The organism is Pseudomonas sp. KH_046_1 (assembly GCF_057839025.1).
Genome location: NZ_CM174481.1, coordinates 471468 through 498165, shown reverse-complemented (window position 1 = coordinate 498165; position 26698 = coordinate 471468). Strand labels below are relative to the sequence as shown.

The 26698-nt window shown below is 62.8% G+C and carries 29 protein-coding genes; 18 read left to right on the top strand and 11 right to left on the bottom strand.

Annotated elements, in window-relative coordinates; genetic code table 11:
* Position 1: 1 nt before the first annotated feature.
* The 17 genes from AC3IT9_RS02230 to AC3IT9_RS02150 are packed head-to-tail and all read left to right on the top strand — an operon-like array spanning position 2 to position 16453.
* Positions 2–256 (top strand): acyl carrier protein, encoded by a 255-nt coding sequence (locus AC3IT9_RS02230; RefSeq protein WP_007992314.1) that lies wholly within the window; start codon positions 2–4, stop codon positions 254–256.
* A complete protein-coding gene (locus AC3IT9_RS02225; RefSeq protein WP_150754759.1) occupies positions 253–798 on the top strand; it encodes a COG4648 family protein in 546 nt (181 codons plus the stop codon). The genes AC3IT9_RS02230 and AC3IT9_RS02225 overlap by 4 nt, the downstream gene beginning before the upstream one ends.
* Positions 795–2474 (top strand): ApeI family dehydratase, encoded by a 1680-nt coding sequence (locus AC3IT9_RS02220; RefSeq protein ID WP_489271887.1) that lies wholly within the window; start codon positions 795–797, stop codon positions 2472–2474. Before AC3IT9_RS02225 ends, AC3IT9_RS02220 begins: the two co-directional genes overlap by 4 nt.
* Positions 2467–3201, top strand: a complete 735-nt coding sequence (locus AC3IT9_RS02215; protein WP_353741949.1) for a glycosyltransferase family 2 protein — start codon at positions 2467–2469, stop codon at positions 3199–3201. The genes AC3IT9_RS02220 and AC3IT9_RS02215 overlap by 8 nt, the downstream gene beginning before the upstream one ends.
* Positions 3198–4139, top strand: coding sequence for a lysophospholipid acyltransferase family protein (locus AC3IT9_RS02210; protein ID WP_423502363.1), 942 nt, complete (start codon positions 3198–3200; stop codon positions 4137–4139). Before AC3IT9_RS02215 ends, AC3IT9_RS02210 begins: the two co-directional genes overlap by 4 nt.
* Complete coding sequence (locus AC3IT9_RS02205; protein ID WP_489271885.1) at positions 4120–5664, top strand: HAL/PAL/TAL family ammonia-lyase; 1545 nt, start codon at positions 4120–4122, stop codon at positions 5662–5664. The genes AC3IT9_RS02210 and AC3IT9_RS02205 overlap by 20 nt, the downstream gene beginning before the upstream one ends.
* Positions 5657–6082: an acyl-CoA thioesterase gene (locus AC3IT9_RS02200; RefSeq protein ID WP_150754754.1), complete on the top strand. Its 426-nt coding sequence runs from the start codon at positions 5657–5659 to the stop codon at positions 6080–6082. The genes AC3IT9_RS02205 and AC3IT9_RS02200 overlap by 8 nt, the downstream gene beginning before the upstream one ends.
* Positions 6079–6783 (top strand): outer membrane lipoprotein carrier protein LolA, encoded by a 705-nt coding sequence (locus AC3IT9_RS02195; RefSeq protein WP_489271883.1) that lies wholly within the window; start codon positions 6079–6081, stop codon positions 6781–6783. Before AC3IT9_RS02200 ends, AC3IT9_RS02195 begins: the two co-directional genes overlap by 4 nt.
* Positions 6767–9106 carry an MMPL family transporter gene (locus AC3IT9_RS02190; protein WP_489271882.1) on the top strand — a complete coding sequence of 780 codons (2340 nt, stop codon included), beginning with the start codon at positions 6767–6769 and terminating at the stop codon, positions 9104–9106. Before AC3IT9_RS02195 ends, AC3IT9_RS02190 begins: the two co-directional genes overlap by 17 nt.
* Entirely contained in the window at positions 9103–10263 is a 1161-nt protein-coding gene (locus AC3IT9_RS02185) for a sodium:proton antiporter (RefSeq protein ID WP_489271881.1), read from the top strand. The genes AC3IT9_RS02190 and AC3IT9_RS02185 overlap by 4 nt, the downstream gene beginning before the upstream one ends.
* Positions 10250–11497: an NAD(P)/FAD-dependent oxidoreductase gene (locus AC3IT9_RS02180; protein WP_489271880.1), complete on the top strand. Its 1248-nt coding sequence runs from the start codon at positions 10250–10252 to the stop codon at positions 11495–11497. Before AC3IT9_RS02185 ends, AC3IT9_RS02180 begins: the two co-directional genes overlap by 14 nt.
* Positions 11494–12219, top strand: a complete 726-nt coding sequence (locus tag AC3IT9_RS02175; RefSeq protein ID WP_489271878.1) for a class I SAM-dependent methyltransferase — start codon at positions 11494–11496, stop codon at positions 12217–12219. Before AC3IT9_RS02180 ends, AC3IT9_RS02175 begins: the two co-directional genes overlap by 4 nt.
* Positions 12219–12851 (top strand): hypothetical protein, encoded by a 633-nt coding sequence (locus tag AC3IT9_RS02170; RefSeq protein WP_489273474.1) that lies wholly within the window; start codon positions 12219–12221, stop codon positions 12849–12851. The genes AC3IT9_RS02175 and AC3IT9_RS02170 overlap by 1 nt, the downstream gene beginning before the upstream one ends.
* Complete coding sequence (locus AC3IT9_RS02165) at positions 12848–14044, top strand: beta-ketoacyl-[acyl-carrier-protein] synthase family protein (protein WP_489271877.1); 1197 nt, start codon at positions 12848–12850, stop codon at positions 14042–14044. The genes AC3IT9_RS02170 and AC3IT9_RS02165 overlap by 4 nt, the downstream gene beginning before the upstream one ends.
* Complete coding sequence (locus AC3IT9_RS02160) at positions 14041–14502, top strand: hotdog family protein (protein WP_007997352.1); 462 nt, start codon at positions 14041–14043, stop codon at positions 14500–14502. Before AC3IT9_RS02165 ends, AC3IT9_RS02160 begins: the two co-directional genes overlap by 4 nt.
* A complete protein-coding gene (gene fabG, locus AC3IT9_RS02155) occupies positions 14499–15227 on the top strand; it encodes a 3-oxoacyl-ACP reductase FabG (protein WP_489271876.1) in 729 nt (242 codons plus the stop codon). The genes AC3IT9_RS02160 and fabG overlap by 4 nt, the downstream gene beginning before the upstream one ends.
* Positions 15227–16453, top strand: coding sequence for a beta-ketoacyl-ACP synthase (locus tag AC3IT9_RS02150; RefSeq protein ID WP_489271874.1), 1227 nt, complete (start codon positions 15227–15229; stop codon positions 16451–16453). The genes fabG and AC3IT9_RS02150 overlap by 1 nt, the downstream gene beginning before the upstream one ends.
* Positions 16454–16706: 253 nt before the next feature.
* Here the strand turns inward: AC3IT9_RS02150 and AC3IT9_RS02145 are convergent, their stop codons facing one another.
* Positions 16707–16973 carry a DUF6124 family protein gene (locus AC3IT9_RS02145; protein WP_423502353.1) on the bottom strand — a complete coding sequence of 89 codons (267 nt, stop codon included), beginning with the start codon at positions 16971–16973 and terminating at the stop codon, positions 16707–16709.
* A gap of 523 nt (positions 16974–17496) precedes the next feature.
* Complete coding sequence (locus AC3IT9_RS02140) at positions 17497–18399, bottom strand: LysR family transcriptional regulator (RefSeq protein WP_223447451.1); 903 nt, start codon at positions 18397–18399, stop codon at positions 17497–17499.
* A 118-nt stretch (positions 18400–18517) separates the two neighbouring features.
* Here AC3IT9_RS02140 and AC3IT9_RS02135 point away from each other — a divergent pair, with 118 nt between their 5' ends.
* Positions 18518–19798, top strand: a complete 1281-nt coding sequence (locus AC3IT9_RS02135; RefSeq protein ID WP_489271873.1) for an MFS transporter — start codon at positions 18518–18520, stop codon at positions 19796–19798.
* On the opposite strand, the gene AC3IT9_RS02130 is transcribed toward AC3IT9_RS02135, so the two are convergent.
* From AC3IT9_RS02130 to gspE, 9 genes are read right to left on the bottom strand one after another with little or no spacing between them, the layout of a single operon-like run.
* The gene (locus tag AC3IT9_RS02130) at positions 19791–20222 is read right to left on the bottom strand and encodes a type II secretion system protein M (protein ID WP_489271872.1); all 432 of its coding nucleotides are present in this window, start codon (positions 20220–20222) and stop codon (positions 19791–19793) included. The genes AC3IT9_RS02135 and AC3IT9_RS02130 overlap by 8 nt on opposite strands.
* A complete protein-coding gene (gspL, locus tag AC3IT9_RS02125) occupies positions 20219–21325 on the bottom strand; it encodes a type II secretion system protein GspL (RefSeq protein ID WP_489271871.1) in 1107 nt (368 codons plus the stop codon). The genes AC3IT9_RS02130 and gspL overlap by 4 nt, the downstream gene beginning before the upstream one ends.
* Positions 21322–22173 carry a type II secretion system minor pseudopilin gene (locus AC3IT9_RS02120; RefSeq protein WP_353741934.1) on the bottom strand — a complete coding sequence of 284 codons (852 nt, stop codon included), beginning with the start codon at positions 22171–22173 and terminating at the stop codon, positions 21322–21324. The genes gspL and AC3IT9_RS02120 overlap by 4 nt, the downstream gene beginning before the upstream one ends.
* Positions 22170–22712 (bottom strand): type II secretion system protein GspJ, encoded by a 543-nt coding sequence (locus tag AC3IT9_RS02115; RefSeq protein ID WP_353741933.1) that lies wholly within the window; start codon positions 22710–22712, stop codon positions 22170–22172. Before AC3IT9_RS02115 ends, AC3IT9_RS02120 begins: the two co-directional genes overlap by 4 nt.
* Positions 22705–23088, bottom strand: coding sequence for a type II secretion system minor pseudopilin GspI (gene gspI, locus AC3IT9_RS02110; RefSeq protein WP_353741932.1), 384 nt, complete (start codon positions 23086–23088; stop codon positions 22705–22707). Before gspI ends, AC3IT9_RS02115 begins: the two co-directional genes overlap by 8 nt.
* Positions 23081–23548: a type II secretion system minor pseudopilin GspH gene (gene gspH / locus AC3IT9_RS02105; RefSeq protein WP_489271869.1), complete on the bottom strand. Its 468-nt coding sequence runs from the start codon at positions 23546–23548 to the stop codon at positions 23081–23083. Before gspH ends, gspI begins: the two co-directional genes overlap by 8 nt.
* Before the next feature lie 3 nt (positions 23549–23551).
* Entirely contained in the window at positions 23552–24007 is a 456-nt protein-coding gene (gspG, locus tag AC3IT9_RS02100; RefSeq protein ID WP_353741930.1) for a type II secretion system major pseudopilin GspG, read from the bottom strand.
* Positions 24008–24010: 3 nt separating this feature from the next.
* A complete protein-coding gene (gspF, locus tag AC3IT9_RS02095) occupies positions 24011–25219 on the bottom strand; it encodes a type II secretion system inner membrane protein GspF (RefSeq protein ID WP_489271868.1) in 1209 nt (402 codons plus the stop codon).
* 3 nt (positions 25220–25222) lie between these two features.
* Positions 25223–26695 carry a type II secretion system ATPase GspE gene (gene gspE, locus AC3IT9_RS02090; protein ID WP_489271866.1) on the bottom strand — a complete coding sequence of 491 codons (1473 nt, stop codon included), beginning with the start codon at positions 26693–26695 and terminating at the stop codon, positions 25223–25225.
* Positions 26696–26698: the final 3 nt, after the last annotated feature.

Sequence of the window (26698 nt, the reverse complement as noted above, 5' to 3'; positions counted from 1 at the left end):
CATGCAAACTCGTGACGACATTTTCAACACCCTGCGCGATGCCTTGGTCGAGCTTTTCGAGCTGGACCCTGAGCGTGTGAGCCTGGAATCCAACCTGTATCAGGACCTGGAAATCGACAGCATCGACGCGGTCGACCTGATTGATCACATCAAACGTCAGACCGGCAAGAAAATCGCCGCCGAAGAATTCAAATCGGTGCGTACCGTCAGTGACGTGGTCGAGGCGGTCTACCGTCTGGTTCAACCGGCCGCATGAATCGACTGATTGGCCTCGGCCTGCTGCTGGCGGGCCTTTTGTATCCCTTTGCGGTGTATTTCGGCATGGAGCATTTCGCCCCGTGGCAATTCGGGCTGCTGCTGGGCGGACTGTGGCTGGCCCGGGCGCTGACCGGCCAACGACGGCCTGGCAGCCTGTGGATGGCCACGGTGGCCATAGTGTTCTGTCTGTTGCTGGCGCTGTTCGACAGCCCGGCGCTGTTGCGCTGGTATCCGGTGTTGATCAGCAGCTTCATGCTGGTGCTGTTCGGATCGAGCCTGACATTCGGCCCACCGATCGTTGAACGCCTGGCCCGGGTACGCGAGCCGCAATTGCCGGCCGAGGGCATTCGCTATACCCGTCAGGTGACCATCGCCTGGAGCGTTTTTTTTCTATGCAACGGTTTGTGTGCCGCCGCCCTGACCCTCTGGGCGCCGCTGAGCTGGTGGACGCTGTACACCGGCCTGATTTCCTACGGATTGATAGGCCTGATGTTTGCCATTGAATGGCTCATACGACAAAGGGTACGAGGCCGCCCATGAATTGGATAAAACTTGAGCACCTGCTGCTCAAGGCTCAGCCTGAGCGCGCCGTAACGACCGCTCCGGCACTGGATCACGCCCGACTGTGCGAACAGGCGCTGCGCCTTGCCGCCGGCCTGCAAGCCCGGGGTGTGCGGCAGATGGCCGTGCACCTTGAGGATGCCGCCGACCTGGCGATTGCCCTGTTCGGCGCCTGGCGTGCCGGGGTCAGCGTGCTGCTGCCGTCTGACTTGCAACCGCAGACTCGCCAACGCTGGTCGAATGACGTCGACATGTGGCTGACCGATCAGCCCGACGACGCGCACCTTGGCGACTTCCAGCAGCCGCCGCTCAGTGCCGCTGCGCTGGATCTGGATAACTGTCGGTTGAGCCTGTGCACCTCTGGCTCCAGTGGCGAACCCAAGCGCATCGAAAAAAACCTGCGCCAACTGGCCAATGAAGTCGAAGCCCTGGAACAGCTGTGGGGCGCGGATCTTGGCCCGGCGTGCATCATTGGCAGCGTCGCCACCCAGCACATCTACGGCCTGCTGTTTCGGGTGCTGTGGCCGCTGTGCGCCGGGCGCCCGTTCGTACGTCGGCAGTTGGCCTTTCCGGAAGACCTGCAACGCGCCAGCCGCGAGTACCCGGCCTTCGCCTGGGTGGCCAGCCCGGCGCTACTCAAGCGCATGAGCGACAACCTCGACTGGCCGGCCTTGAGCTCCGTACGCCGGGTGTTTTCCTCCGGCGGCGCATTGCCGGTCGAGGCCGCACAGAGCCTGCATGAGCGTCTGGGGCAATGGCCAACGGAAATCTTTGGCAGTTCGGAAACCGGCGGCATCGCCTGGCGTCAGGGCACGGAACTCTGGCAGCCCTTTGCCGATGTCACGCTGACCCAAGACAGTGAGGGTGCCCTGCTGATCGCTTCGCCGTATTTGCCCAATGGCCATGTCGAACACACTGCCGATTCAGCACGCATCGCCGTCGATGGCCGCTTCGAATTGCTTGGGCGACTCGACCGGATCGTCAAGCTGGAAGAAAAACGCATCTCGCTGCCGATGCTGGAACAGGCGCTGACGGCCCATGAATGGGTCGTCGAAGCGCGGCTCGGCGTCGTTCAGGAAAACCGCGCCTCCCTGGGGGCTTTGTTGGTGTTGAGCGAGGCCGGTTTGCATGTGCTGCGCAATCAGGGCCGACGCAGCCTCACCGAGCAATTGCGCCAGCACCTGAGTCAACACTGCGAAGCCCTGGCCCTGCCAAGACGCTGGCGCCTGCTGCGACAACTACCGCTGAACACTCAAGGCAAACTGCCCCAGGCCGACGTCGACGCCCTGCTGTTGGCGGCGCGCCCCAAAGCGCCCGAGGTGCTGGAGCAGGTCGAAAGCAATGGCGAGTGGAGCCTGCAACTGGCCGTGCCACCGGACCTGGCCTATTTCAGCGGTCATTTCCCCAAGGCGCCGGTGTTGCCTGGCGTGGTGCAGGTGGACTGGGCGCTGAGCCTGGGCCAGCAACTGATGAACCTGCCGAAAAAATTCGCCGGCATGGAGGTCTTGAAGTTCCAGCAACTGGTGCGTCCGGGGGATGAAATCCAGCTGCACCTGCGCTTCGACCCGGCGCGTGGCAAACTGTATTTCGCCTATCGCAACGAAACCGCCACCTGCTCCAGCGGGCGGATCTTGCTGGAGGCGGCGCATGCATAGCCCCTGCGCCATCGTCCCGGTGTACAACCACGAAACAGCCATCACCACGGTGGTCGATGCGCTGATCGCCAGCCATCTGCCGTGCATTCTGGTGGACGATGCCAGCAGCCCGTCCTGCTCCCGGGTGCTGGATCGCCTGGCCCGACGTGACATGGTTTACCTGATCCGCCTCGCCGAAAACCAGGGCAAGGGCGGCGCGGTCATGACCGGTTTGCGCGAAGCTTCGCGCCTGGGTTTCAGCCATGCTTTGCAGGTGGATGCCGATGGCCAGCACGATTTGCAGGACGTCCAACGCTTCATCGAACAATCACGCCGCCACCCACAGGCGGTGATTTGCGGTTATCCGCAATATGACGCCAGCGTACCGAAAGGCCGTTTGTATGCGCGTTACCTGACTCACGTCATGGTCTGGATCAACACCTTGTCGTTGCAGATTCGCGACTCCATGTGCGGATTCCGGGTTTACCCGTTGCCGCCGGTTCTGGCGTTGATCGAGTCAGCGAAAATCGGCAAGCGCATGGACTTCGACTCGGACATCCTGGTGCGCCTGGCCTGGCGCAATCAGCCGATGCAATGGCTGCAAACCAAAGTCCATTACCCGTTGGATGGCGTTTCGCATTTTCGGATGTTCCACGACAACGTGCTGATTTCCAGCATGCACACGCGGCTGTTCTTCGGCATGTTGCTGCGTGCGCCAGTGATCCTCTGGCGTCGGTGGCGGGCATGAGTACAGACAAGCAGCATTGGGCCGACCGCGAAGAGCGTGGCAGTTTCTGGCTGATGAAGCTCACCGCGTTCGGCGCCAAAGTGCTAGGCCGTCGGGTACTGAGCCCAGTGTTGTATGGCATCGTGTTGTACTTTTTCCTGTTCGGCCGCAGCGCCCGACACAGTGCCTGGCAATACCAGCAACGCCTGACCGACTGGAGCGGGCGCAGCGAACTGCGCCCGAGCCATTGGCGAGTGTTCGGCCAGTTCATGGCTTTCGCCGATTCGATGCTCGACAAACTCGACGTATGGAACGGCAAGCTGAGCATCGAACAGATCGAGATCATCGACCCGGCGCTGCTGCGTGACCAGTTGCGCGGTGCCCGCGGGCAAATGCTGGTGGGCGCACACCTGGGTAATCTGGAAGTCTGCCGCGCACTGGCGGAGATCGGCGAAAAAGTCACGATGAACGTGCTGGTGCACACCAAGCACGCCGAACAGTTCAACCGTTTGCTGGGCGAAGCCGGGGCGACCAATTTGCGCTTGATCCAGGTCAGCGAACTGGACCCCGGGATCATGCTGCAACTGAGCGAGCGCCTGGAGCGTGGCGAGTGGCTGGCGATTGCCGGCGACCGCGTGCCGCTGCATGGCGGCCGCTGCGCGACCGTGGACTTCCTCGGCCATCCGGCCAGGTTCCCCCAGGGCCCGTGGCTGCTGGCCGGCCTGCTGAAATGCCCGGTCAATCTGCTGCTGTGCCTGAAAAAACCCGACGGCGACTATCGACTGACCATTGAGCCCTTCGCTGACGCAATCACCTGGAAGCGCAGCGACCGCGAACAGGTCATTCATCAGTGGGCCTCCCGCTACGCCGAACGCTTGGGTCACTATTGCCTTGAAGCGCCCCAACAATGGTTCAACTTTTACCCTTTCTGGAAGACCGATGACGACGCCAACGCTTGAGCCGGTAACCTTCGGCGAACGCCCTTTGCGCATTGAAGACGTGCTGGCACTGGCCAACCGCAAAGTGCCGACGCAGTTGCAAAGCGATCCCGCCTACCGCGAGCGCATCGCCAAGGGCGCGCGTTTTCTCGACTCTCTGCTGGACAAGGAAGGCGTGATCTACGGCGTGACCACCGGTTACGGCGATTCCTGCGTGGTCGCGGTGCCGCTGCATCACGTCGAGGCGCTGCCCCGCCACCTGTACACCTTCCACGGCTGCGGCCTGGGCAAGCTGCTCGACGCCCAAGCCACCCGCGCCGTATTGGCCGCGCGTTTGCAGTCGTTGTGCCACGGCGTGTCCGGGGTGCGAGTGGAGCTGCTGGAGCGCCTGCAGGCGTTCCTTGAACACGACATACTGCCGCTGATTCCGGAAGAAGGCTCGGTGGGCGCCAGTGGTGACCTGACGCCGCTTTCGTACGTTGCCGCCACGCTGTCGGGCGAACGCGAGGTGATGTTCCGTGGCGAACGCCGGCAAGCCGTCGATGTGCACCGCGAACTCGGCTGGCAGCCGCTGGTGTTGCGTCCGAAAGAAGCCCTGGCGCTGATGAACGGCACCGCGGTGATGACCGGTCTGGCTTGCCTGGCGTACGCCCGCGCCGATTACCTGCTGCATCTGGCTACGCGCATCACTGCATTGAACGTGGTCGCCCTGCAAGGCAACCCGGAGCACTTCGATGAGCGCCTGTTCGCCGCCAAGCCACACCCGGGGCAGATGCAGGTCGCCGCGTGGTTGCGCGAGGATCTGGCCATCGACGCGCCGACCGCCCCCCTGCATCGCCTGCAAGACCGCTATTCCCTGCGCTGCGCGCCCCATGTGCTGGGCGTGCTGGCCGACAGCCTGAACTGGCTGCGTTCGTTCATCGAGATCGAGCTCAACAGCGCCAACGACAACCCGATCATCGACGCCGAGGCCGAGCGCGTGCTGCACGGTGGGCACTTCTACGGCGGCCACATCGCGTTCGCCATGGACAGCCTGAAAAACCTCGTGGCCAACGTCGCCGACCTGTTGGATCGGCAACTCGCACTGCTGGTGGACGAGCGCTACAACCATGGCTTACCGAGCAACCTGTCCGGCGCCACGGCCGACCGTGCCATGCTCAACCACGGCTTCAAGGCGGTGCAGATCGGCACCAGTGCCTGGACCGCCGAAGCGCTGAAGAACACCATGCCGGCCAGCGTCTTCTCGCGCTCCACCGAGTGCCACAACCAGGACAAGGTCAGCATGGGCACCATCGCCGCCCGGGATGCGATCCGCGTGCTGGAACTCACCGAACAGGTGGCGGCCGCCACGCTGCTGGCGGCCAATCAGGGCGTCTGGCTGCGCGGCCAGGCCGAAGATGCACGACCACTGCCACCCGCCTTGGCCGCCATGCATGAAGCCTTGGCCAAGGACTTCCCACCGGTCATCGAAGACCGCGCGCTGGAAGGCGAATTGCGCCTGTGCCTGCAACGCATCGCCGAACAACACTGGAGGCTGCATGCGTAGCAAGGGATTTCTCTACACCGACACGGAAATCGTCGTACCGTTCTTTGACGTCGACAGCATGCACGTGGTCTGGCACGGCCATTACGTCAAATACCTGGAAGTGGCCCGCTGTGCGCTGCTGGACAAGATCGGCCACAACTACACCGCGATGAACGAATCCGGCTATGCCTGGCCGGTGATCGACCTGCAATTGCGCTACGTGCGCGGTGCGGTGTTCGGCCAGAAACTCAATGTGCGCGCCAACCTGGTTGAGTGGGAGAACCGCCTGAAGATCAACTACCTGATCAGCGACCTGCAAACCGGTGAGCGCCTGACCCGGGCCATGTCGGTACAGGTGGCCGTCGACATCGCCAGCCGAGAGATGCAACTGGCCTCGCCGAAGGTGTTCACTGACGCCGTAGAGAGAGCTCTGCGATGATTTTCTGCCCCTCCCGCTCCCCTGTAGGAGCGAGCTTGCTCGCGATGGTCGTCAACGATGACGCTGGGCACCTGACAGTCCGCGGCGCCCTCAGGCTTTTCGCGAGCAAGCTCGCTCCTACAGTGTTCTGCGTGTTACTGGGCATTCCAGGACTGGCCAAAGCCTTCGACCTGCAACAACTCAGCGATCAACTGGCCCGGCCCGAGGTGATCCACGGCAGTTTCATCCAGGAAAAACACCTGCGCGCCCTGCCCCAACCGCTGACCAGCAAGGGCACGTTCGTGCTGGCAAAAAACCACGGCCTGTTGTGGCTGCTGAAAACGCCGTTGCAACAGGACTATCGCATCACTTCCAAAGGCATTGCCCGGCGTGACGGCAGTGTCTGGCAAATGCTGCCGGGCAAAAGCGCCGGTGCCGAGCAGAACCGTTTGTTCCTCGCCGTGCTGCAAGGCGACAGCAGTGGCCTGCAACGGGATTTCGAGCTGTCCCTGAGCGGCGACGCGCAGAACTGGAAGCTCACGCTGCTGCCGCGCTCGATGCTGCTCAAGCAGGTGTTCAACCAGATCAACATTACCGGCTCAGAACTGGTGCACAGCATCGAACTGCTCGAGACCCAGGGCGACAGTACGTTGTTGCGCATGCAGGACAGCACCAGCACCCAACCGTTGAGCGACGCGGAGCAACATGACTTTGCCGAGTGAACGGTGGTTGCCACGGCTGTTTCTGCTCCTGCTGCTGGCCGTACTGGCGCTCGCCGGTTGGCAATGGCGTGGCGCCGCGCCGCTGTCGGCCAACCTGATGGAGCTGGTGCCCGGTACGGCGCCCGATGCCCTGGAACTGCGCGCCGAACAACGCATGCAGGAACCGCTGAACCGCGAAATGCTGGTGCTGGTCGGCCACAGCGATCGCCAGCAGGCCGTCGTCATGGCGCAGACACTCGGCGAGCAATGGCAGGCCAGCGGCTTGTTCGAAAAGGTCCAGTGGACCCTGCAAGCCGACTTGCCGGCGTTGCGCACGCAATTGCTGCAAGGTCGCCTGGCGATGCTCCAGGCGGCGGACCGACAACTGCTGATCGAGCACCCCGACACCTTTATCCAGCAACGGGTGCAGGCGCTGTTCGACCCATTCAACGGTTACAGCCTGGTGCCGAGCCAGGACGACTGGCTGGGCCTGACCGGGCGCATCCAGAACAGCCAGCCACAACGCGGTTCGGTGCAACTGGACATCGGCAGCGGTGCCCTGGTCGCCGATGCCGATGGCAAGAGCTGGGTGCTGCTGCGCGCGCGCACCACCGGCAACGCCTTCGACATGAACCTGCCGCTGCAAGTGGCCGACCTGCTCGAGCACAGCCGTGAAGAAGCCGCCCGGCACGACGTGCAACTGCTCGCCGCCAGCGGCCTGTTGTACGCGGCCAGCGGGCAACAGCAGGCTGCCCGGGAGATGACCTGGGTCGGCGGCGGTGCCACAGTCGGGATTTTGCTGTTGCTGCTGTTGGCCTTCCGGCGCTGGCGCGTCTTGCTGGCGTTCGTGCCGGTGCTGGTGGGCATGCTCTTCGGTGCGGTGGCCTGCGTGGCGTTGTTCGGCCATATGCACGTGATGACGCTGGTGCTGGGTTCGAGCCTGATCGGTGTTGCGGTCGATTACCCGCTGCATTACCTGTCCAAGAGCTGGAGCCTGAAACCCTGGCACAGCTGGCCGGCCCTGCGCCTGACCCTGCCCGGCTTGACCCTGAGCCTGATCACCAGCGGCATCGGTTATCTGGCCCTGGCCTGGACACCCTTCCCGGCGCTGACCCAGATTGCCGCATTCTCTGCCGCCGGTTTGCTCGGTGCCTATCTGTCCGCCGTGTGCCTGTTGCCGGCATTGCTCAAGGGCGTAGACCCGCGCCCGGCGCAGTGGCCATTGCGCATTTGCGAGCTTTTGCTGGACTGTCGTGAAGCGCTGCTCAAACAGCTGAAAACGCCTGTCTTGCTGGCGCTGCTGATCGCCTTTTGCGTGGGCGGCCTGTTGCAACTGGGCAGCAAAAACGACATCCGCCAGTGGATCAGCGCGCCGCAACAATTGACCGACGAAGCCCAGGCCATTGCACGGATCACCGGCTATCAACCCACCAGTCAGTTCTTCCTGATACGCGCCGCCAATCAGCAGCAGTTGCTCGAACGCCAAACCGCCTTGAGAGAGCGACTGGATCAATTGATTGGCCTGGAAAAGCTCCAGGGTTATCTGTCGCTCAATCAACTGGTCAGCCCGCCGAACGAACAGCAACAGGTGCGCGACGCGCTGAGCAAACTGCCATCGTACTGGCAACCCTTGCTTGACATCGGCGTACCGGCCGAGGCGCTGCAAGCCGAGCTTGCGAAGCTACAGGCATTGCCGACCGTGGACATCGACGCAGCGCTCAGCGGCCCATTGGCAGAACCCTACCGGCCCCTGTGGCTGGGGCCGACCGATGGCGGCGTGGCGGCGATAGTCAGCCTGCAAGGCATCAACAACCCGGCCCTGCTGCGGCTCCAGGGTGAGGATTTACCCGGTGTGACACTGGTGGATCGACTGGGTGAATTGAACAACGTCTTCGCGGCCACCCAAATCAGTGCCGCAGAACTGAAACTCGCCTCCTGCGTGTTGATCGTGCTGGTGCTGATCCTGCCATTCGGCCTCGGCGGCGCGTTGCGTATCGTGTCCCTCCCCCTGCTGGCAGCGTTGTGCAGCCTGGCCAGCCTCGGCTGGCTGGGGCAGCCGTTGACCCTGTTCAGTCTGTTCGGCCTGCTGCTGGTGACGGCGATCAGCGTCGATTACGCGATCCTGATGCGCGAACAGGTCGGCGGCGCGGCCGTGAGCCTGCTGGGCACCCTGCTGGCGGCGTTGACCACCTGGCTGTCGTTCGGCCTGCTGGCGGTGTCGAGCACCCCGGCGGTGAGCAATTTCGGATTGTCGGTGAGCCTCGGCCTGATCTTCAGCTTCCTGCTCGCGCCGTGGGCCGGTCGACAGGTGCATGAGCCCACGGCCGTGGAGCGGGCAACATGATGGTCGTTCTGTTCTGGGCGATGGCGTTGGTGTTGTTCACCGTGGCGACCCGTGTCGGCCGGCATTTCGGCCTGATTCCCATCGTCAGCCAGTTGTTGCTGGCGACCCTCGGCTTGCCGCTGTTGATGTATTTCTGGATCGAGCCCCAATGGCAATTGAGCGGTGCGCTGCTGGTGTCGCCGGGCTGGCTGAAGAATCTCTACAGCCTGAGCTTTGCCCTGTTGCTGGGCTACATCCTCAGCGATGTGATCGACCTGCAACTGGATCGCCAAAGCCTGAAAATCGCCCTGCCCAGCTTTTGCATTCCGTTTGCCTGCGGCCTGGCCACGGCGGTCTGGTTGTTGCCGGCGCAACCGTGGATCAGTTCGCTGGCCGTCGGCCTGTTGTTCGCCATCACCGCAATTCCGGTGTTGTACCTGTACCTGCGGCACATCGATTACCCACCCGCCGCCACCCGGCGACTGGTGCAAACCGCGATCCTCATCGACCTTGCCTGCTGGACCCTGTTCGGCATCGCCCAGGGCAGCCTGCACCTGAGCAGCCTGCTTCTGCCCTTGGCCGGCGCGTGCCTGCCGGTGCTGCTGCGGTTGCTCGGCTTGCGCCAGACGTGGCTCTACAGTCTGAGCTTTTTCGCCCTGCTGGTCGTCGCCGAACACTACAAGCTCAATGCGCTGATTTTCGGCATCGGCTATGTGTTGATCATGGCCGCGCTGAAAGCCCCACTGGTCCTGCCGCTGCCGGCCGTGTGGATGGGCCGCTTGCAGACGTACATCGCCATCCCGTTGATCCTCACGTTCGGCATCGTGCAGATCAACGTGCACAGCGCGCTGGACAGTCTCGGCTGGGTGCAACTGGTCGCCCTGTTGCTGTTGCCGATGCTGAGCAAACTGCTGGGCAACTGGCTCGGCCTCGGCTGGGCCGGGGCCTCGTTCCAGGGCGCCAGCCGCTGGCGGGAAAGTGTGCTGCTGAACATCCGCGGCTTGAGCGAGATCGTTTTTCTCAACCTGCTGCTGCAGCAGCAACTCATCAGCCCGCCGCTGTACTTTGCCCTGATGCTGATGGGCTTGATCGCTACACTGCTGCCAGCCCTGACCGGCATGCACCGAATCCCCCTGAAAGCCGCTGTCCCGGCAAGGAGCCCCCATGCCAACCGTTGAAATGGAATGTCGTCAGGTCGTGGTCATCGGCGCCGGGCCCTCCGGGGCCATCGCCGCCGCGTTGCTCAAGCGCAAGGGACACGATGTGCTGGTGATCGAGCGCCAGCATTTTCCACGGTTTTCCATCGGTGAAAGCCTGTTGGCCCATTGCCTGGATTTCGTCGAAGAAGCGGGCATGCTCGACGCCGTCAACGCCGCCGGCTTCCAGCTGAAAACCGGTGCCGCGTTTGCCTGGGGCGAGCGCTACAGCGCGTTCGATTTCGGCGAGACGTTCAGTGACGGCAAATCGACGACGTTTCAGGTCCAGCGCGCCGATTTCGATAAGCTGCTGGCCGATCAGGCCACGCTGCAAGGCGTGGAGATCCGCTATGGCGAAACCATCGCCAGCGTCGACATCGACCCGGGAAAACCGCAGCTCGGCGTGCGCCGCGAAGACGGTAGCGAGTATCGCGTCGAAGCCGATTTCCTGCTCGATGCCAGTGGTTATGGCCGCGTGCTGCCGCGCTTGCTCGACCTCGAGGCGCCGTCGAACTTCCCGGTGCGTCAGGCCGTATTCACTCACGTCGAAGACCGTATCGACCTCCCGGCCTTCGACCGCAGCAAGATCCTCGTGACCACTCATCCGACCCTGCGCGACGTATGGTTCTGGACCATCCCCTTCAGCAACGGGCGCTGCTCGGTCGGCGTGGTCGCCGCAGAGGAGCGTTTCGCCGGCCGCAGCGACAATCTGGACGAGTGCCTGCGCGGCTTTATCGCCGAGACGCCAAGCCTGGCCAGCGTGTTGCAAAATGCGCAGTGGGACACCGAGGCCAGAACCATCGGCGGTTACTCGGCCAACGTCAAAACCCTGCACGGTCCGGGCTTCGCGCTGCTGGGCAATGCCGCGGAATTCCTCGACCCGGTGTTTTCCTCCGGCGTGACCATCGCCATGCGTTCGGCGAGCATGGCCGCCGGGGTCTTGCACCGTCAGTTGCAAGGCGAAGCCGTCGACTGGCAAAGCGAGTTCGCCGAACCGCTCAAGCGCGGCGTCGACACGTTCCGTTGCTATGTCGAAGGCTGGTACGCCGGGACCTTCCAGGACGTGATTTTCCATGAAGGCAGCTCGCCGGAAATCCGCAGGATGATCAGCTCCATACTTGCCGGATATGCCTGGGATCAAAGCAACCCGTTCGTCAGCGAAGCCAGACGCCGGTTGAAGGTGATATCGGAGTTCTGTGCGATGGATGCGTCATGAACTACTTGAGCGACCACTACGTCGAAGAAACCCGTTTCGGTTTGTGGTTCCTGCGCAGCCAGATCTGGCAACACTATGTGCTGCGGTTGGCGATCGACGATTTGCGCAACCTGTTCAGCGAAGCGCTGCCTGTCACCCCGGTGCTGCTGGATGCCGGTTGCGGCCAGGGCAAGTCATTCCCGCTGCTGCGCCAGGCCTTTGCGCCCGCTCGCCTGATTGGCGTCGATGCTGATCCCCAGAGCCTGGACCAGAGCCGCGCAGAAGCGGCCCGCCAGGGCATGGAAGTGGAGTTGATCGGCGGCGACTGCGCCAGCCTGAACCTGCCGGACGCCAGTATCGACCTTCTGTTCTGTCACCAGACCTTCCATCATCTGGTGGAGCAGGAACAGGCACTGGCCGAGTTCTACCGGGTGCTTAAACCCGGCGGTTATCTGCTGTTCGCCGAATCCACCGAGGCTTACATTGATACCTGGGTAATCCGCTGGTTGTTCCGCCACCCGATGCACGTGCAGAAAAGCGCGGCGCAGTACCTGCAAATGATTCGCCAGCAGGGCTTCGAATTTAGCGCGCAAAACGTGTCTTATCCGTACCTGTGGTGGAGTCGCGCCAAGGATTTCGGCCTGCTCGAACACTTGGGTGTGTGCAAGCCAAAACCCTTTGGCCAACGGGAAGAAACCCTGGTCAATGTGGTGGCGCGCAAACCTTTTGAAGGAACTGTGTGATGTTCATTGCCAGTCGCTTGGAACACCAAACCTGTGGGAGCGGGCTTGCTCGCGAAAGCGGTGGGTCAGCCGACATCAGCGTTGAAAGTACTGCCGTCTTCGCGAGCAAGTCGAATCGTCGCACCGCCGCTCCCACAGGGGTAACCGGTGCATTGCGATTTCTGTTAATCGCCGCAACCCTGCTGCTGAGCGCCTGCGCCGGCCGGGCACCGCTGCCCGAGCAAAATCCGGATCTGCCGTTGCCGCTGCAACTGCACATCCAGCTCTTACAGCCCGACGACCGCCAGGACTGGGTACTGGTGATCCAGCGCGAGGAATCGGGTATTCGCTGGTCGATGATGGACCTGTTGGGCATTCCCCAGGCCCGCCAGAAATTGATCGATAAAACCTGGGAGTCCGATGGTTTCTTGCCGCCCAATCCGCAAGCCCGGGAGCTGTTCGCGGCGCTGCTGTTTGCGCTGACGCCGCAAGATGAACTGGCGGCCAACTATCCCGGCGCCTGGCAGCACGGCAGGCAACGGTACCTGCCCGAGCGCTGGGACATCCGCTACGCACAACCGCAAAATTTTGAATTGAAGCTACCGCGTGGTCCGAGCTATCAAGTCACCCCCCTGAGCGGTGAAACGCCATGACGGCCTACCTCAACGCCCTCGGATTGGTCTGCGCGCTGGGCCGCGACAAGCAGGAAGTTGCCCGCAACCTGTTTGCCGGCGACTGCGGCGGCATGCGCGAACAAGCCGGGTGGGTACCGCAACGCACGCTGCCGGTCGGTGCGGTCCAGGGCAAACTGGCAAGCATTCCAGCCGACCTGTCGCGCCATCACAGTCGCAACAATCAGTTGTTGCTGGAAGCCACGCTGCAAATCCGCCCGGACATCGACAGCGCGATCCAGACCTACGGCCGCGACCGCATCGGTGTCGTGCTGGGCACCAGCACCTCGGGCATCGACGAGGCCAGCCAGGGCCTGGCGCATTACCTGCGCGAAAAGCAGTTCCCTGCCGAGTACGACTATCAGCAACAGGAACTCGGGGCACCGGCGAACTTCCTCGCCGAGTGGCTGCAATTGAGCGGGCCGGCCTATGTCATTTCCACGGCTTGCACCTCCAGCGCCCGGGCCTTGATGAGCGCCCAGCGCCTGTTGGACCTGGGCATTTGCGACGCGGTGCTGTGTGGCGGTGTCGACACCTTGTGCAAGCTGACCCTCAACGGTTTCTCGGCACTGGAAGCGGTCTCGGAACAACGCTGCAATCCGTTTTCGGTGAACCGCAATGGCATCAACATTGGCGAAGCGGCGGTGCTGTTCCTGATGACCAGGCGTGCAGGCGACAGCCAAGCGATTGCCTTACTCGGCAGCGGCGCCAGTTCCGATGCGCATCACATATCCGCCCCAGAGCCGAGCGGGCGTGGCGCCCTGCAAGCGATGCGCAAAGCCTTGGGCCGCACCAACCTGCAACCGGAGCAGATCGCTTATCTGAACCTGCACGGCACCGCCACCCAGCACAACGACGCCATGGAAAGCCAGGCCGTGGCGACGCTGTTCCCGGCCGGCGTGCCCTGTTCGTCGAGCAAACCCATGACCGGCCACACCCTCGGTGCCGCCGGGGCGCTGGAAGCGGCGTTCTGCTGGTTGAGCCTGAGCCCGGACAATCGCGAGCATGCCCTGCCGCCGCACGTCTGGGACGGACAGCCCGACCCCGAACTGCCGCCGCTGCAATGGGTGACCCCGGCCACGCGCCTGACGTCCATTGCACCCCGCTACCTGATGAGCAATTCCTTTGCCTTCGGTGGCAACAACGTCAGCCTGATTATCGGAGACGCCCCATGATTGACTGGCCGCTCGCCGAATTGCTGCCCCACGCTGGCGACATGATCCTTATCGATCAGATCCTGGCGTTCGATGAAGAGCAGATTCACACGCGCCTGACCGTCAAGCCCGATGGCCTGTTCAATCTCCCCGACGGCAGCCTGCCGGCCTGGGTCGGTATCGAACTGATGGCCCAGAGCGTGGCCGCCTTCGCCGGTTGCCATGCGCGCCAGCGCGGTGATGCGGTGGAATTGGGCTTCCTGCTCGGCAGCCGCAAATTCGAATGCAACGTCGAAAGTTTTCCGGCCGGTACCGAGTTGACCATCCACGGGATTCGCTCCCTGGAAGACGATAACGGCATGGGCGTGTTCGAGTGCCACATCAACGCCCCCGGGATCCACGTTACCGCCCGTCTGAACGTGTTCCGCCCACCCCAGGCCGCTCAATATCTCCATGAACCCGAAGGAGTCCAGTCATGACTGAATCCGTACTGGTCACCGGTTCCAGCCGTGGCATCGGCCGCGCCATTGCCTTGCGCCTGGCACAGGCCGGGCACGACATCGTATTGCATTGCCGCAGCGGCCTGGCCGACGCCGAAGCCGTCAAGGCCGAAGTCGAGGCCGTGGGCCGTCGTGCGCGCATCCTGCAGTTCGACGTATCCGACCGTGCCCGTTGCAAGGAAACTCTCGAAGCCGACGTGGAGACCCACGGCGCCTATTACGGCGTGGTGCTCAATGCCGGCCTGACCCGCGACGGTGCCTTTCCGGCCCTGAGCGAGGAGGATTGGGATGTGGTGATGCGCACCAACCTCGACGGTTTCTACAATGTGCTGCACCCGGTGATGATGCCGATGATCCGTCGTCGCGCCGCCGGGCGGATTGTCTGCATCACTTCGGTGTCGGGGCTGATCGGCAACCGTGGCCAGGTCAACTACAGCGCCTCCAAGGCAGGTTTGATCGGCGCGGCCAAGGCATTGGCGATCGAGCTGGGCAAGCGCAAAATCACCGTTAACTGTGTCGCACCCGGCCTGATCGACACAGCCATGCTCGACGAAAACGTGCCGGTGGAAGAACTGATGAAAATGATCCCCGCACAACGCATGGGCACCCCTGAAGAGGTGGCCGGCGCGGTGAATTTCCTGATGTCGGCGGAAGCCTCGTACATCACCCGGCAGGTTCTGGCCGTCAACGGAGGCCTGTGCTGATGAAGCGCGTCGTCGTCACCGGCATGGCCGGCATCACCTCACTGGGCAGCGACTGGGAGACCATCGCCGGCAACTTCGCGGCCAACCGCAGCGGCATCCGCCGGATGGACGAGTGGGATCGTTTTACCGAGCTCAACACTCGCCTGGCTGGCCCCATCGATGACTTCAAGGTGCCGAGCCACTGGACCCGCAAGCAACTGCGCAGCATGGGCCGGGTCTCACGGCTGGCTGTGGGCGCTGCCGAGCAAGCGTTGGCCGACGCCGGCCTGTTGGGCGACGAGTCGATCAAGGACGGGCGCATGGGCGTTGCCTGCGGCTCCTCCACCGGCAGCACCGACGAGATCAAGGCGTTCGGCAACATGCTGCTCAACTCGGTGGCCGAAGGCCTGAACGCCAACTCCTACGTGCGCATGATGCCGCACACCACCGCGGCCAATATCAGCATCTTCTTTGGCCTCACCGGTCGCCTGATTCCCACCTCCAGCGCCTGCACCAGCGGCAGCCAGGGCATCGGCTATGCCTACGAGGCGATCAAGTTCGGGCGCCTGCCACTGATGCTCGCCGGCGGTGCCGAAGAACTGTGCCCGACCGAAGCCATGGTCTTCGACGCGCTCTACGCCACCAGCCTGAAAAACGACACCCCACAACGCAGCCCGCGCCCTTACGACAGCGCACGCGACGGCCTGGTGATCGGCGAAGGCGGCGGCATGCTGGTGCTCGAAGAACTGGAACACGCCCTGGCCCGTGGCGCGCGCATCCATGCCGAGATCGTCGGATTCGGCAGCAACGCCGACGGCCAGCACACCACCCGTCCCGAACAAGTCACCATGCGCCGGGCCATGGAACTGGCCCTGGAAGACGCCGGGCTGAAACCTTCGGACATCGGCTACGTCAACGGTCACGGCACCGCCACCGAACAGGGCGACATCGCCGAAACCTTGGCCACCAGCAGCCTGTTCGGCGAACACATGCCGATCAGCTCGCAGAAAAGCTTCCTCGGCCACACCCTCGGCGCCTGCGGTGCGCTGGAGTCCTGGTTCAGCATTGAAATGATGAACCGCGATCTGTACGCCCACACCTTCAACCTCGACGAAGTCGACCCGCACTGCGGCAAGCTCGACTACCTGCGCGGCGAGTTTCGGCAGATGAGCAACCAGTACGTGATGAACAATAATTTTGCGTTTGGCGGGGTGAATACTTCGCTGATTTTCAAGCGCTGGTTGTAACAAGGCAATTTGAAGAATTACCGGTAAGCAATGAATAACCTGTGGCGAGGGAGCTTGCTCCCGCTGGGTCGCGTAGCGGCCCCAAAAGGGGACTGCTGCGCAGTCCAGCGGGAGCAAGCTCCCTCGCCACAATAGGGTTTTTCTCAAACAGGTCGACTCAGCATCGACCTGTCTGGCTCTGCGATGGCTGGTTGCCCAGGATCCTCAGAGTCTCACAAGCCCCTTTCGGGGACGATCAGTTACCAGAGATTTACTAGCGCGAGTCGAGGTTATCCAACACCCGATTCACCGCCATTTCCCCCAGCATGATCGACTGCTGAATGCCCAGCAGGGTGTTGCTCTGCGCTCCGTTCAGACTCCTCGCGAAGTCGCTCGCCATGGCATTCGCAGATGCCAGTGACACACATGCGTACTCCAGCAGAGTGTGGTTGTCGACTTCAGGAGCGACTAGAAAGATTTTGCTGGGTTGGCGTGAGGTATCCGGATCGGTGTCCGACCGATTTTTTGCTTTATTGGTCATGATTCAGTGCCCAGAAAAGAGGAGCCGACACCGAGTCGCTACAAATCAAAAGGGTGGCAGCTGTACGCAGGTTAGCAGACCGGGTCTTCGCCAAACCGGCGCGCCCGAAGGCGCCCTGCGCACAGCTACCGTCAAGGGCAGGTATGGACATACCTGCCTATCAGGAGCGCAAATGCACCTAGCGAGAACACGGGCTGCTAAACCCGATCACTGACCATCAGTGACACGAATCAAGTTAGCGATGCCCCTTAAAGCGCACAAGCCGGCGGATTCTGGAGTAGTTGTAGGCATCGCCGCAAGGCGCTGTAGCCGATGCGAGGGATTTCGGAAATGTCCCACAGTGGGTGGTAAAGCATCCGGCAGGGTTGATGCGTCTTGTTCCATACAGCTGTTTTTTTGGTGTTCTCTCGGACGCCATCGCGAGCAAGCTCGCTCCCACAGGGTTCAGCGCTGTGAACACAATGCTCGCCATACCACCCACCCACTGTGGGAGCGAGCTTGCTCGCGATTGACTGCGCAGCAGTCACGCCTCTAACGGCTCGACCTTCCTAGTCAACAACTCCACAAACGCCCGCGCCATCGCCGATTTCTGGTCCTTGCGCTGCACCAGCCACACCGCCGACACCGCCGCTGGATCCAGCAACGGTCGATAGACCACTCCATCGATACGCATCCGCTGATAGGACGCCGGCATCACCGACACACCGAGCCCCGCTGCAACTAACCCGATGATGGTCATCGCCTCGCCAGCCTCTTGTGCAAAATGCGGAGTGAAGCCGGCATCCCGGGCCAGGCTGAGCAACTGCGCATACAGGCCGCTGCCATAGCTGCGCGGAAAAAACACAAAGGGCTCAAGCGCCAGGGCTGACAGAAACAAGCCCTCCTCGCTGCCCTCTACCAACGGGTGCTTGGAGCTGAGCACCGCGACCAGCGGCTCGCGCATCAATTCGACCACGCTGAGGCAGTCCGGCAGCCCGAGCGGGCGCATGATGCCGACCTCGATCGACTCGTCCACCAGCGCATCGGCCACCTGGGTACTGCTCATTTCCCGCAGGTTCAGGTGCACTGCCGGGAAGCGCTGGCGGAACGAAAAAATCGCCTGGGGAATGGTCGAGTTGAACGGTGCCGACGAGGTGAAGCCGATTTTCAGTTCACCCAACTCGCCCAGCTGCGCCCGTCGCGCGACATCCGCCGCTTTGTCGACCTGCGCCAGCACCAGCCGTGCCTCTTGCAGAAACAGCCGACCGGCCTCGCTCAGCTCGACCCGACGATTGGTACGCTCGAACAACCGCGCGCCGACTTCCTGTTCCAGCGCCTGAATCTGCTGGCTCAGCGGCGGCTGGGAGATGCCCAGCACCTGTGCGGCGCGGCCGAAGTGCAGTTCTTCGGCGACGGCGATGAAGTAGCGCAGATGACGCAATTCCATGAAAACCCCATTAGGTCGTTAAAGCTATCAAACAGGTCGAACAATATATTGGATTGAATCATTAGCCAGCTATATGCTTTTTTCATTGCCTGACCGGCTGCGTCCTCCGAGGTCCAACGTGAAAACTGCTTTCGCCCCTCTCGCCCATGAAGTGCCTCCCGCAGCACCGGACGCTATTGCCGCTGAACTGGCGGAAATCTACATCGAAAAAGGTACCCCGGCGTTCATGCGCACGGTGCTGGCATTGTTCTGCGGCGGCTTCGCGACTTTCGCCCTGCTCTACTGCGTGCAGCCGATGATGCCGCTGCTGTCCGACGAGTATTCCATCAACGCGGCGCAGAGCAGCCTGATCCTGTCTATCGCCACCGGCATGCTTGCCATCGGCCTGCTGATCACCGGCCCGATTTCCGACCGTATCGGGCGTAAACCGGTGATGGTGGCCGCACTGTTCGCCGCAGCGCTGTGCACCATGGCCAGTGCGATGATGCCGAGCTGGCACGGTGTGCTGCTGATGCGTGCGCTGATTGGGTTGTCGTTGAGCGGTCTGGCGGCGGTTGCGATGACTTACTTGAGCGAAGAGATCCACCCACAGCACATCGGCCTCGCCATGGGCTTGTACATCAGTGGCAACGCGATTGGCGGGATGAGCGGACGCTTGATCACCGGGGTATTGATCGACTTCGTCAGCTGGCACACGGCGATGCTGGTGATCGGTGGCCTGGCGCTGATTGCCGCAGCGGTGTTCTGGAAAATCCTCCCGGAATCACGCAACTTCCGCGCCCGCTCGCTGCACCCGCGCAGCCTGCTCGACGGTTTCACCATGCACTTTCGCGACGCCGGCCTGCCGCTGCTGTTTCTTGAAGCCTTTGTATTGATGGGCGCGTTCGTCACGCTGTTCAACTACATCGGCTATCGCCTGCTGGCCGCGCCGTACCACATGGAACAGGCCTTCGTCGGGTTGCTGTCGGTGGTGTACCTGTCGGGCATCTACAGCTCAGCGAAAATCGGCTCGCTGGCCGACAAACTCGGTCGCCGCAAAGTGCTCTGGAGCACCATCTCGCTGATGATCGGTGGCCTGGCCATGACGATGTTCACGCCATTGCCGCTGGTGATCATCGGCATGCTGATCTTTACCTTCGGCTTCTTTGGCGCCCACTCGGTGGCCAGCAGCTGGATCGGCCGCCGCGCCACCAGGGCCAAGGGGCAAGCATCGTCCCTGTATCTGTTCAGCTACTACGCCGGGGGAAGCATCGCCGGTACGGCGGGTGGCGTGTTCTGGCACCTGGGCGGCTGGAACGGCATCGGGTTGTTCATCGGCACGCTGCTGGTGATTGCGCTGCTGGTCGCGTTGAAGCTGGCGAAGTTGCCGTTGTTGCCACAGCACACCTCGGCTACCTGAGCACCAGCCGCGCCTCCAGGGCATCGTCGCGTTTTTCCAGGGTCAGCGATTGCAACGCGACACCGTTGCGCTCCATGCCGTCGAGCCACTGTATCAAGGGCTGCGCATTGCCATTGAGGGTCACGCGCAGCAGATCGCTGTCGCTCTCCATCTGACGGATTTCCAGCCCCGCCGCCGTGGCACTTTCGCTGATGCGCAGCGATAGCGGTTTTTCGGTGTCGACGGGGACGTGGCTGCGCGGTAATGCCCGCTGCAGTTGCGCGGCCAGCCCTGCCTGCTGTTGGTATTGTCGCTCGACAGTTTCCAGCCGCTGCCGGGTTGGTTGCCAGATCAGGCTGAAAGCCACGACCGCCAACAAAAAAGCCCCCGATACCTGCAACAGCCGTTGTTCGCGCGCGGAAATGCGTCGCCATGCCTGCTTCATGCCTCGTCCTCCACGGTGAGGGTGGCTTGCACCCGGTCAGCGGCTTTGTTCGCGCTGTCGAGCCGGACGGGCATGCCTTGTTGTCGTCCGCGTTCCCGCAACTGCTCCAGCTCGGTAAAGCCGCTGGCGGTCAGCTGGATTTTCCAACCTTCGCCTGCTCGAAACTCGATGCGCTGGACCTCGACCGGACTGGCACCGATCACCTGCTCAATCAACTGGAGCAGCCCTGCAATACGGGTGTTTTGCGAATCCACAGGCTGGTTTTGCAGGGCCTTGAGTTGCGCTGCCATATCGACGATGCGGCTTTGCTCCGGGTAAAGCGCCTTGAATCGCTGTTCATTCTGGGTGGCGAGGCGGTGGGCTTCGCTGTCGAGGAAGCGGATCCGCGTCTCGCTGGCACCCCAGGTCAACAGCGCCAGCATCAACAACGCCCACCCGCCGGCACGCCAAGGCAGACGCTTGCCCGGTGGGGCGAATGCGCCTTGCAGCAGATTGATGGCCCGGGTTGGACGGCGGGTCAGGCATTGATCGATGACAGCGGGGGCCTCACGCTCATCCAGCCATTGCATGTCCTTGGGTAATAACGGGGCGAGCAGCGCCAGGTGGTCTTGCGACAATGCCAGGCGCGCAGGCAAGCCTGCCCCCAACAACCAGCGACCGAACCACCATGCGCCGCACGGCTGATCGCCGGACAACACATCAGCATCGACGAACACCCCGCGCACCTCAATACCCGCCTCGCGCAGCAAGTCGAGCACGGCGGCCAACCGTTCGCGACCAATGACAATGACCGGGTAGCAGCCGTCACGATCACGAGCGCCAACACTCAGATGCACCCTCTCCAGCGCTTCACTCAGTTGATCTTCCACGGCGTAGGCTATGGCTTGGGCCTCGGGTTTACGCCGCGCCGGCCATGGCTCGCTGCGTACCCAACTACACATTTCCATGGGCAGTAGCACATCAACCGCCTGCCCCTGCAATGCCGAGGTCGCTTGATTCAGTGGCATCGGCTGGCGTTGACCGACTTGTGACCACAGGACGCAAGGCCAAAGGCTGGATGGCGCGTCGTGCCCTTCGGCGGTCAGGTAAAGCCAAGTGTTCATCGCGGCCTCTCGTGGCTATTCATGGGAAGAAAACGTCGTTGCAGCACCGTCAGTTGTCGAGTCTTGGGGTCGTGCCCGACATCCGTGGCCAGGTGCAGTTCGCCCCCGCCCCGGGTCACCTGCACTCTTATCCGATACCAGCGGCTTTGGGTACCAAGTCCGTGATTGCTCAGGCCCTGCCCGGAGAGCAACGGGTCCTGGCTAAACGCCTGGACGCTCGCCCAGGGCGTTATTGCTGCCTGACTCGCCAGCGCATCAGCGGTCGCGGCGTCCATCTCGCCGAGCGTTCTTAACAGCAGCGCCGGTGCGGTGTTGATGTTCAAGGCCGCGTCGGTGGGCAACAGCGCCACCCAGGGCTCCAGCCGCTGCAGCAGGCGAGCGTCAATGCCAGGCAGCAAGCGCAGCTGGCTCAGTTCCTCCAGCGACCCGACCTGGCTCAGTTGCAGAGGAGGCAGTTCGAGCAGCTCGAGCAGGCGCGCCCAACGGTTGAGGGTGACCTGATCCACCTGCCCCTGGCGCAACAACGCATTGAGATTGAAGCGCCCGGCGAGGTCGTCGATATCGATTCGGATCTGCGCATCTTCAACCTCGAAACCCGGTGCCATGGCCGTCCAGCCTTGAATCCGCTCGACGGGTTTTTTCGCGTCCTGTAACGCGTCGCGCAACAGCAACAACGCCCAGGTTTCCCCGCCCGATGCGAGCTGCCGCAGCTGTATCTGCTGCAACTGTTGCCCGCTGCTTTGCAGCGAAAGGTGATGGCTGCGCAACACGCCACCAATGATCAGCAGTGCCAGGCTCATGACCAGCAATACGCTGATCAACGCAATGCCGCGTTGGCGCCCGTTCATGGCAATGCACCCGGCATCGGCAACACCCGACGAATCGATTCGAAGCGCCCGACCGACACTTGCACTTCCAGCGCCATGGGCGCCTTCGCGTCCTTCCCGGCCGGCCAATGAGCAACCCAGCCGGACTGACTGTCGAACAGGTGCCAGCGCAACTCACGAACGTCTTCGAGCAGTTTTTGCCGCTGCACGAACTCCGTACCTTCGCCCTGGCTTTCGCGCCACAGCACGCCGCCATCGAGTCGATAGGTCAGCGTTTGACGCTCACTGCGCGGTTGGTCCAGAGGATTGCGCCAGTGACTGCGCTGGAACTGCAAAAGCGCCGGTACGAGCACCATCGGCTGTGCGCTGACGTGCAGCAGATCCCGCTCGATCACCGCCACCGCTCGTTGCAGGCTCCTGAGTGCTCGCTCGTGGGCCGTCGTGCCCTGTTGCACTCGCAGCACGCTATCGAACAAGCCCCAACTGGCCAACCCCAGCACGGCGAAGATGGCCATGGCGATGACCAGCTCCAGCAAGGTGAACCCGCGCTGCTTATTCATGAACCGCGAGTATCCAGCCGCTGGCACGATGCAAGGCGTGTGCACTGTTCGCCGGGCTGACCTGAATGTCGACCTGGAGCAAACGCGGATCGCGGGTGGCGCTGATGTGCTGTTGCAGCACCCAGTCACGCTGATCCATAGACACGACCTGTTGTTGCTGACCGGCCGCCAAGCCGGATTGCAGGCGCAATTCGTTCAACCGGTTGTCCGCCAGCCACGCCGCAAACAGTCGCTCCTCAACAGCGCCGCGCTGCTTCACCGCGTATTGACTGGCCGACAGCACGGCTGCCGCCAGTGTCGCGAAGACCGCCAGGGCCACCATGATCTCCAGCAGCGTGAAGCCGCCCATGGACGACAAGGATCGCCGGCTAGTCATCGATCGCCACCTCGCCGATGCCATCGCCGGACAGGCTCAGCCAGGTCCTGTTGCCGGACTCGAATGCCAGCGTGAAGGCACTGGTTTCATCGTTGCTGAGCAACAGCAGCTGTGGCGGTCCTTCGTCAGCGTCCAGCCCTACCACATAGCCGTCCTGCTGCAAACGTACTTGCACGCTCAGGGGCCAGGCAGTCAGTTCATTCACCGGCTCCCACCCGCCAACACCCCGGCGCATCACCCGGTGGCCATCGGTACCCAGCCGCAAGCCATATTCCTGCCCCTCGAACACCGCACGCTCACGCAATTGATGAATCACCTGCACCATCGCTTCGGCTTCCTGCCTGACCTCGCGCGCGGGACTGCCCCCACCGACAAAGCTCACCATGCCCAGCAAGACGCCAACCACGACAATCACGATCATCAGCTCCAATAACGTAAACCCCCGGCAGTGGTAGCCCACGGATCAATGGCCCCAATTGCCGATTTCGGCTGCAAACCCTTCACCGCCTGCTACGCCATCAGCGCCCAGGGAATACAGGTCGTAAGCGCCATCTACCGATCGCACCCCCGGATTGAGGTACTGATAAGGCGTGCTCCACGGGTCGACCGGCATGCTCTTGAGGTAACCCTGAGGGTTCCAGCCCCGTGCCGCGGGCAGTCCGGAGGGACGTTTGACCAACGCTTCCAGGCCTTGCTGGGTCGAGGGGTAATGGGCGTTGTCGAGGCGATACATTTCCAGGGCGGTGGCGATGGCCTGGATATCGATTCTGGCGGCAGTGACCTTGGCTTGATCGGGGCGGCTCATGAACTGTGGCACCACGATAGCCCCCAGCACGCCGATGATGACCACCACCACCATGATTTCGATCAGGGTAAAACCGCGTTGCGCGCGAGAAAGGTTTTTACGGACAGGTTGCATGGATCAATTCACCAATTGGTTGAGGCTGAGAATCGGGAGCAGGATGGCCATGACGATCAGCAGCACGACGCCGCCCATCAGTACAAGCATCGCCGGCTCGAAGAGGCTCACCACCAGCGCAATGCGCGCGGCGAGGCTGTTTTCCTGTTGTTCGGCGGCCCGGGCCAGCATGCGGTCGAGTTCGCCGGCACGTTCGCCGCTGGCGATCATGTGCAGCATCATCGGCGGGATGTCGCCGCTCAGTTCCAGGCCACGGGTCAGCGTTCCGCCTTCGCGGACAGAGCGGGCGACATCGACCATCCGCGCACGAATGGTCAGGTTGCCGATGACCGCGGCGGCAATCTCCAGTGCGTCCACCAACGGCACGGCACTTTTGCCGAGGATTGCCAGGGTGCTGGCAAACCGTGCGGCTTCCATGGCACGCAGCACTTCACCAATGACTGGCGCATTCAGCACCCAACGATGCCAGCGCAGGCGCCACTGCGGCTGCTGCCAGCTCCAGCGCCACAGGCCGAACAGCGTCGCCAGCACGCTGATCAACAACAGGAAATGGTTGCGCAGGCCGTTGCTCATGCCGATCAGCGCCTGGGTCAGCCAGGGCAACGGCTGGCCGCTGTCGACGAAGATCTTCACCACATCCGGCACCACATAACCGAGCAGAAAACCGACGATTGCCAAGCTGGCCAACATCAGGATCAACGGGTACACCAGGGCCATCTGGATCTTTTGCCGCGAGGCCTGGCGGGCCTGGGTGTAGGCCGCCAGTTGCTCCAGCACATGGCCCAGATACCCCGAGCGTTCTCCAGCGGCAACGGTGGCGCGGAACAACTCAGGGAAGGCCCTGGGAAATTGCCCCAGCGCCGAGGCCAGGGCGTGGCCTTCCATCACCCGGCTCCTGACCGCCGAGAGCAAGCCCGCCACCTTGCGCTTTGAGCTCTGCTTCGCCACCGCATCGAGCGCTTCTTCCAGGGGAAGTCCGGCCTGAACCAGCGTTGACAATTGCAACGTCAACAGCGCCAGATCAGCAGCACTCAGGCGCCCACCTCGCGACTGCTTGTCCGCACCGCTGCCAACCCGAACCTCGGTCAACACACGCGGCCACAAGCCGCGCTCACGCAACAACTGTCGCGCATGGCGGGGTCCATCGGCCTCCAGTCGTCCCCTGCAGGACCGTCCCTGGGCGTCGTGGGCGCGGTAGTCGAAGGTCGGCACCGGTCAGTTCTCCTGCGTCACGCGCAGCAATTCATCAAGGCTGGTCAATCCTTCCAGCACCCGCTGGCGCCCGTCCTGGAACAGGCTGCGCGAGACCTTGCGTGTTTCGTCGACGAGGATTTGCTCGCGGGCGCCCTGATGGATCAGCGCCGAGACGGCGGGTGTGACGCTGATCAGTTCGTAAATGCCGATGCGGCCGCGATAGCCGTGCTGGCACTGTTCACAGCCCGAGGCCTTGAACAGGGTGTGCGGCGTGGCGGTGTCGAGCCCCAGGCGCTGGCAGGCTGCCGCGTCGGCGAGGTACGAAACCTTGCAATGGGGGCACAAGGTGCGCAGCAGGCGCTGGGCCAGAATGCCCACCAGCGAGGACGCCAGCAGATAGGCATCGACGCCCATGTCTACCAGCCGCGTGACCGCGCCTGCCGCGCTGTTGGTGTGCAGGGTCGAGAGCACCAGATGCCCGGTCAAGGACGCCTGGACAGCGATCTCGGCGGTTTCGCGGTCACGGATTTCGCCGACCATCACCACGTCCGGGTCCTGGCGCAAAATCGCCCGCAGGCCCCGGGCGAAGGTCATGTCGACTTTCGGATTGACCGGCATCTGACCGACGCCCGGCAGGTGATATTCGATCGGGTCTTCGACCGTCAGGATGTTGCGGGTCTGGTCATTCAGACTGCTCAGCGCGGCGTACAGACTGGTGGTCTTGCCGGAACCGGTCGGCCCGGTCACCAGCAGGATGCCGTGGGGTTTGCCCAACAACTGGTGCAGGGCCGCGAGGGTATCGTCCGGCATACCCAGCCGATGCAGGTCCAGGCGCCCGGCCTGCTTGTCGAGCAGGCGCAGCACCACCCGTTCGCCATGGGCCGAAGGCAGCGTCGAGACCCGCACATCGACTTCATGCCCGGCCAGGCGCAAGGCCATTCGTCCATCCTGGGGCACGCGTTTTTCCGCAATGTCCAGGCGCGCCATGACCTTGATCCGCGACACCAGCAGCGTCGCCAGTTCGCGCTTGGGCCTGAGCATTTCACGCAGTTGACCATCCACCCGCATGCGCACCGACAGGTACTGCTCGAAGGTTTCCAGGTGCACATCCGAGGCATGCTCACGCACCGCTTCACCGAGCAGCGCGTTGATCAGGCGAATGATCGGTGCGTCGCCCTGTTGCTCCAGCAGGTCGGCGGTTTGCGGGACCTGATCGACCAGGCTGAGCAAGTCCAGTTCTTCGTCCAGTCCCTGGGCAACTTGCTCCACCGCACTGTGCCCCTCGCGATAGGCCGCCGCCAGGCGCGAGGCGTACTCATCGGCCCCGACGATTTGAAACGGCAATGCCCGCCCACACACCCGGCGCGCTTCCGCCAATGCAGTGAGCGGCGCATCGACACGCAGGACAAGGCACAGGTCGTCGCCGTCATGCTCGAGTAACACACCAAAACGCCGGGCGAAACCGAAGGGCAATTGTTCGCAGAATTCACCCATGGA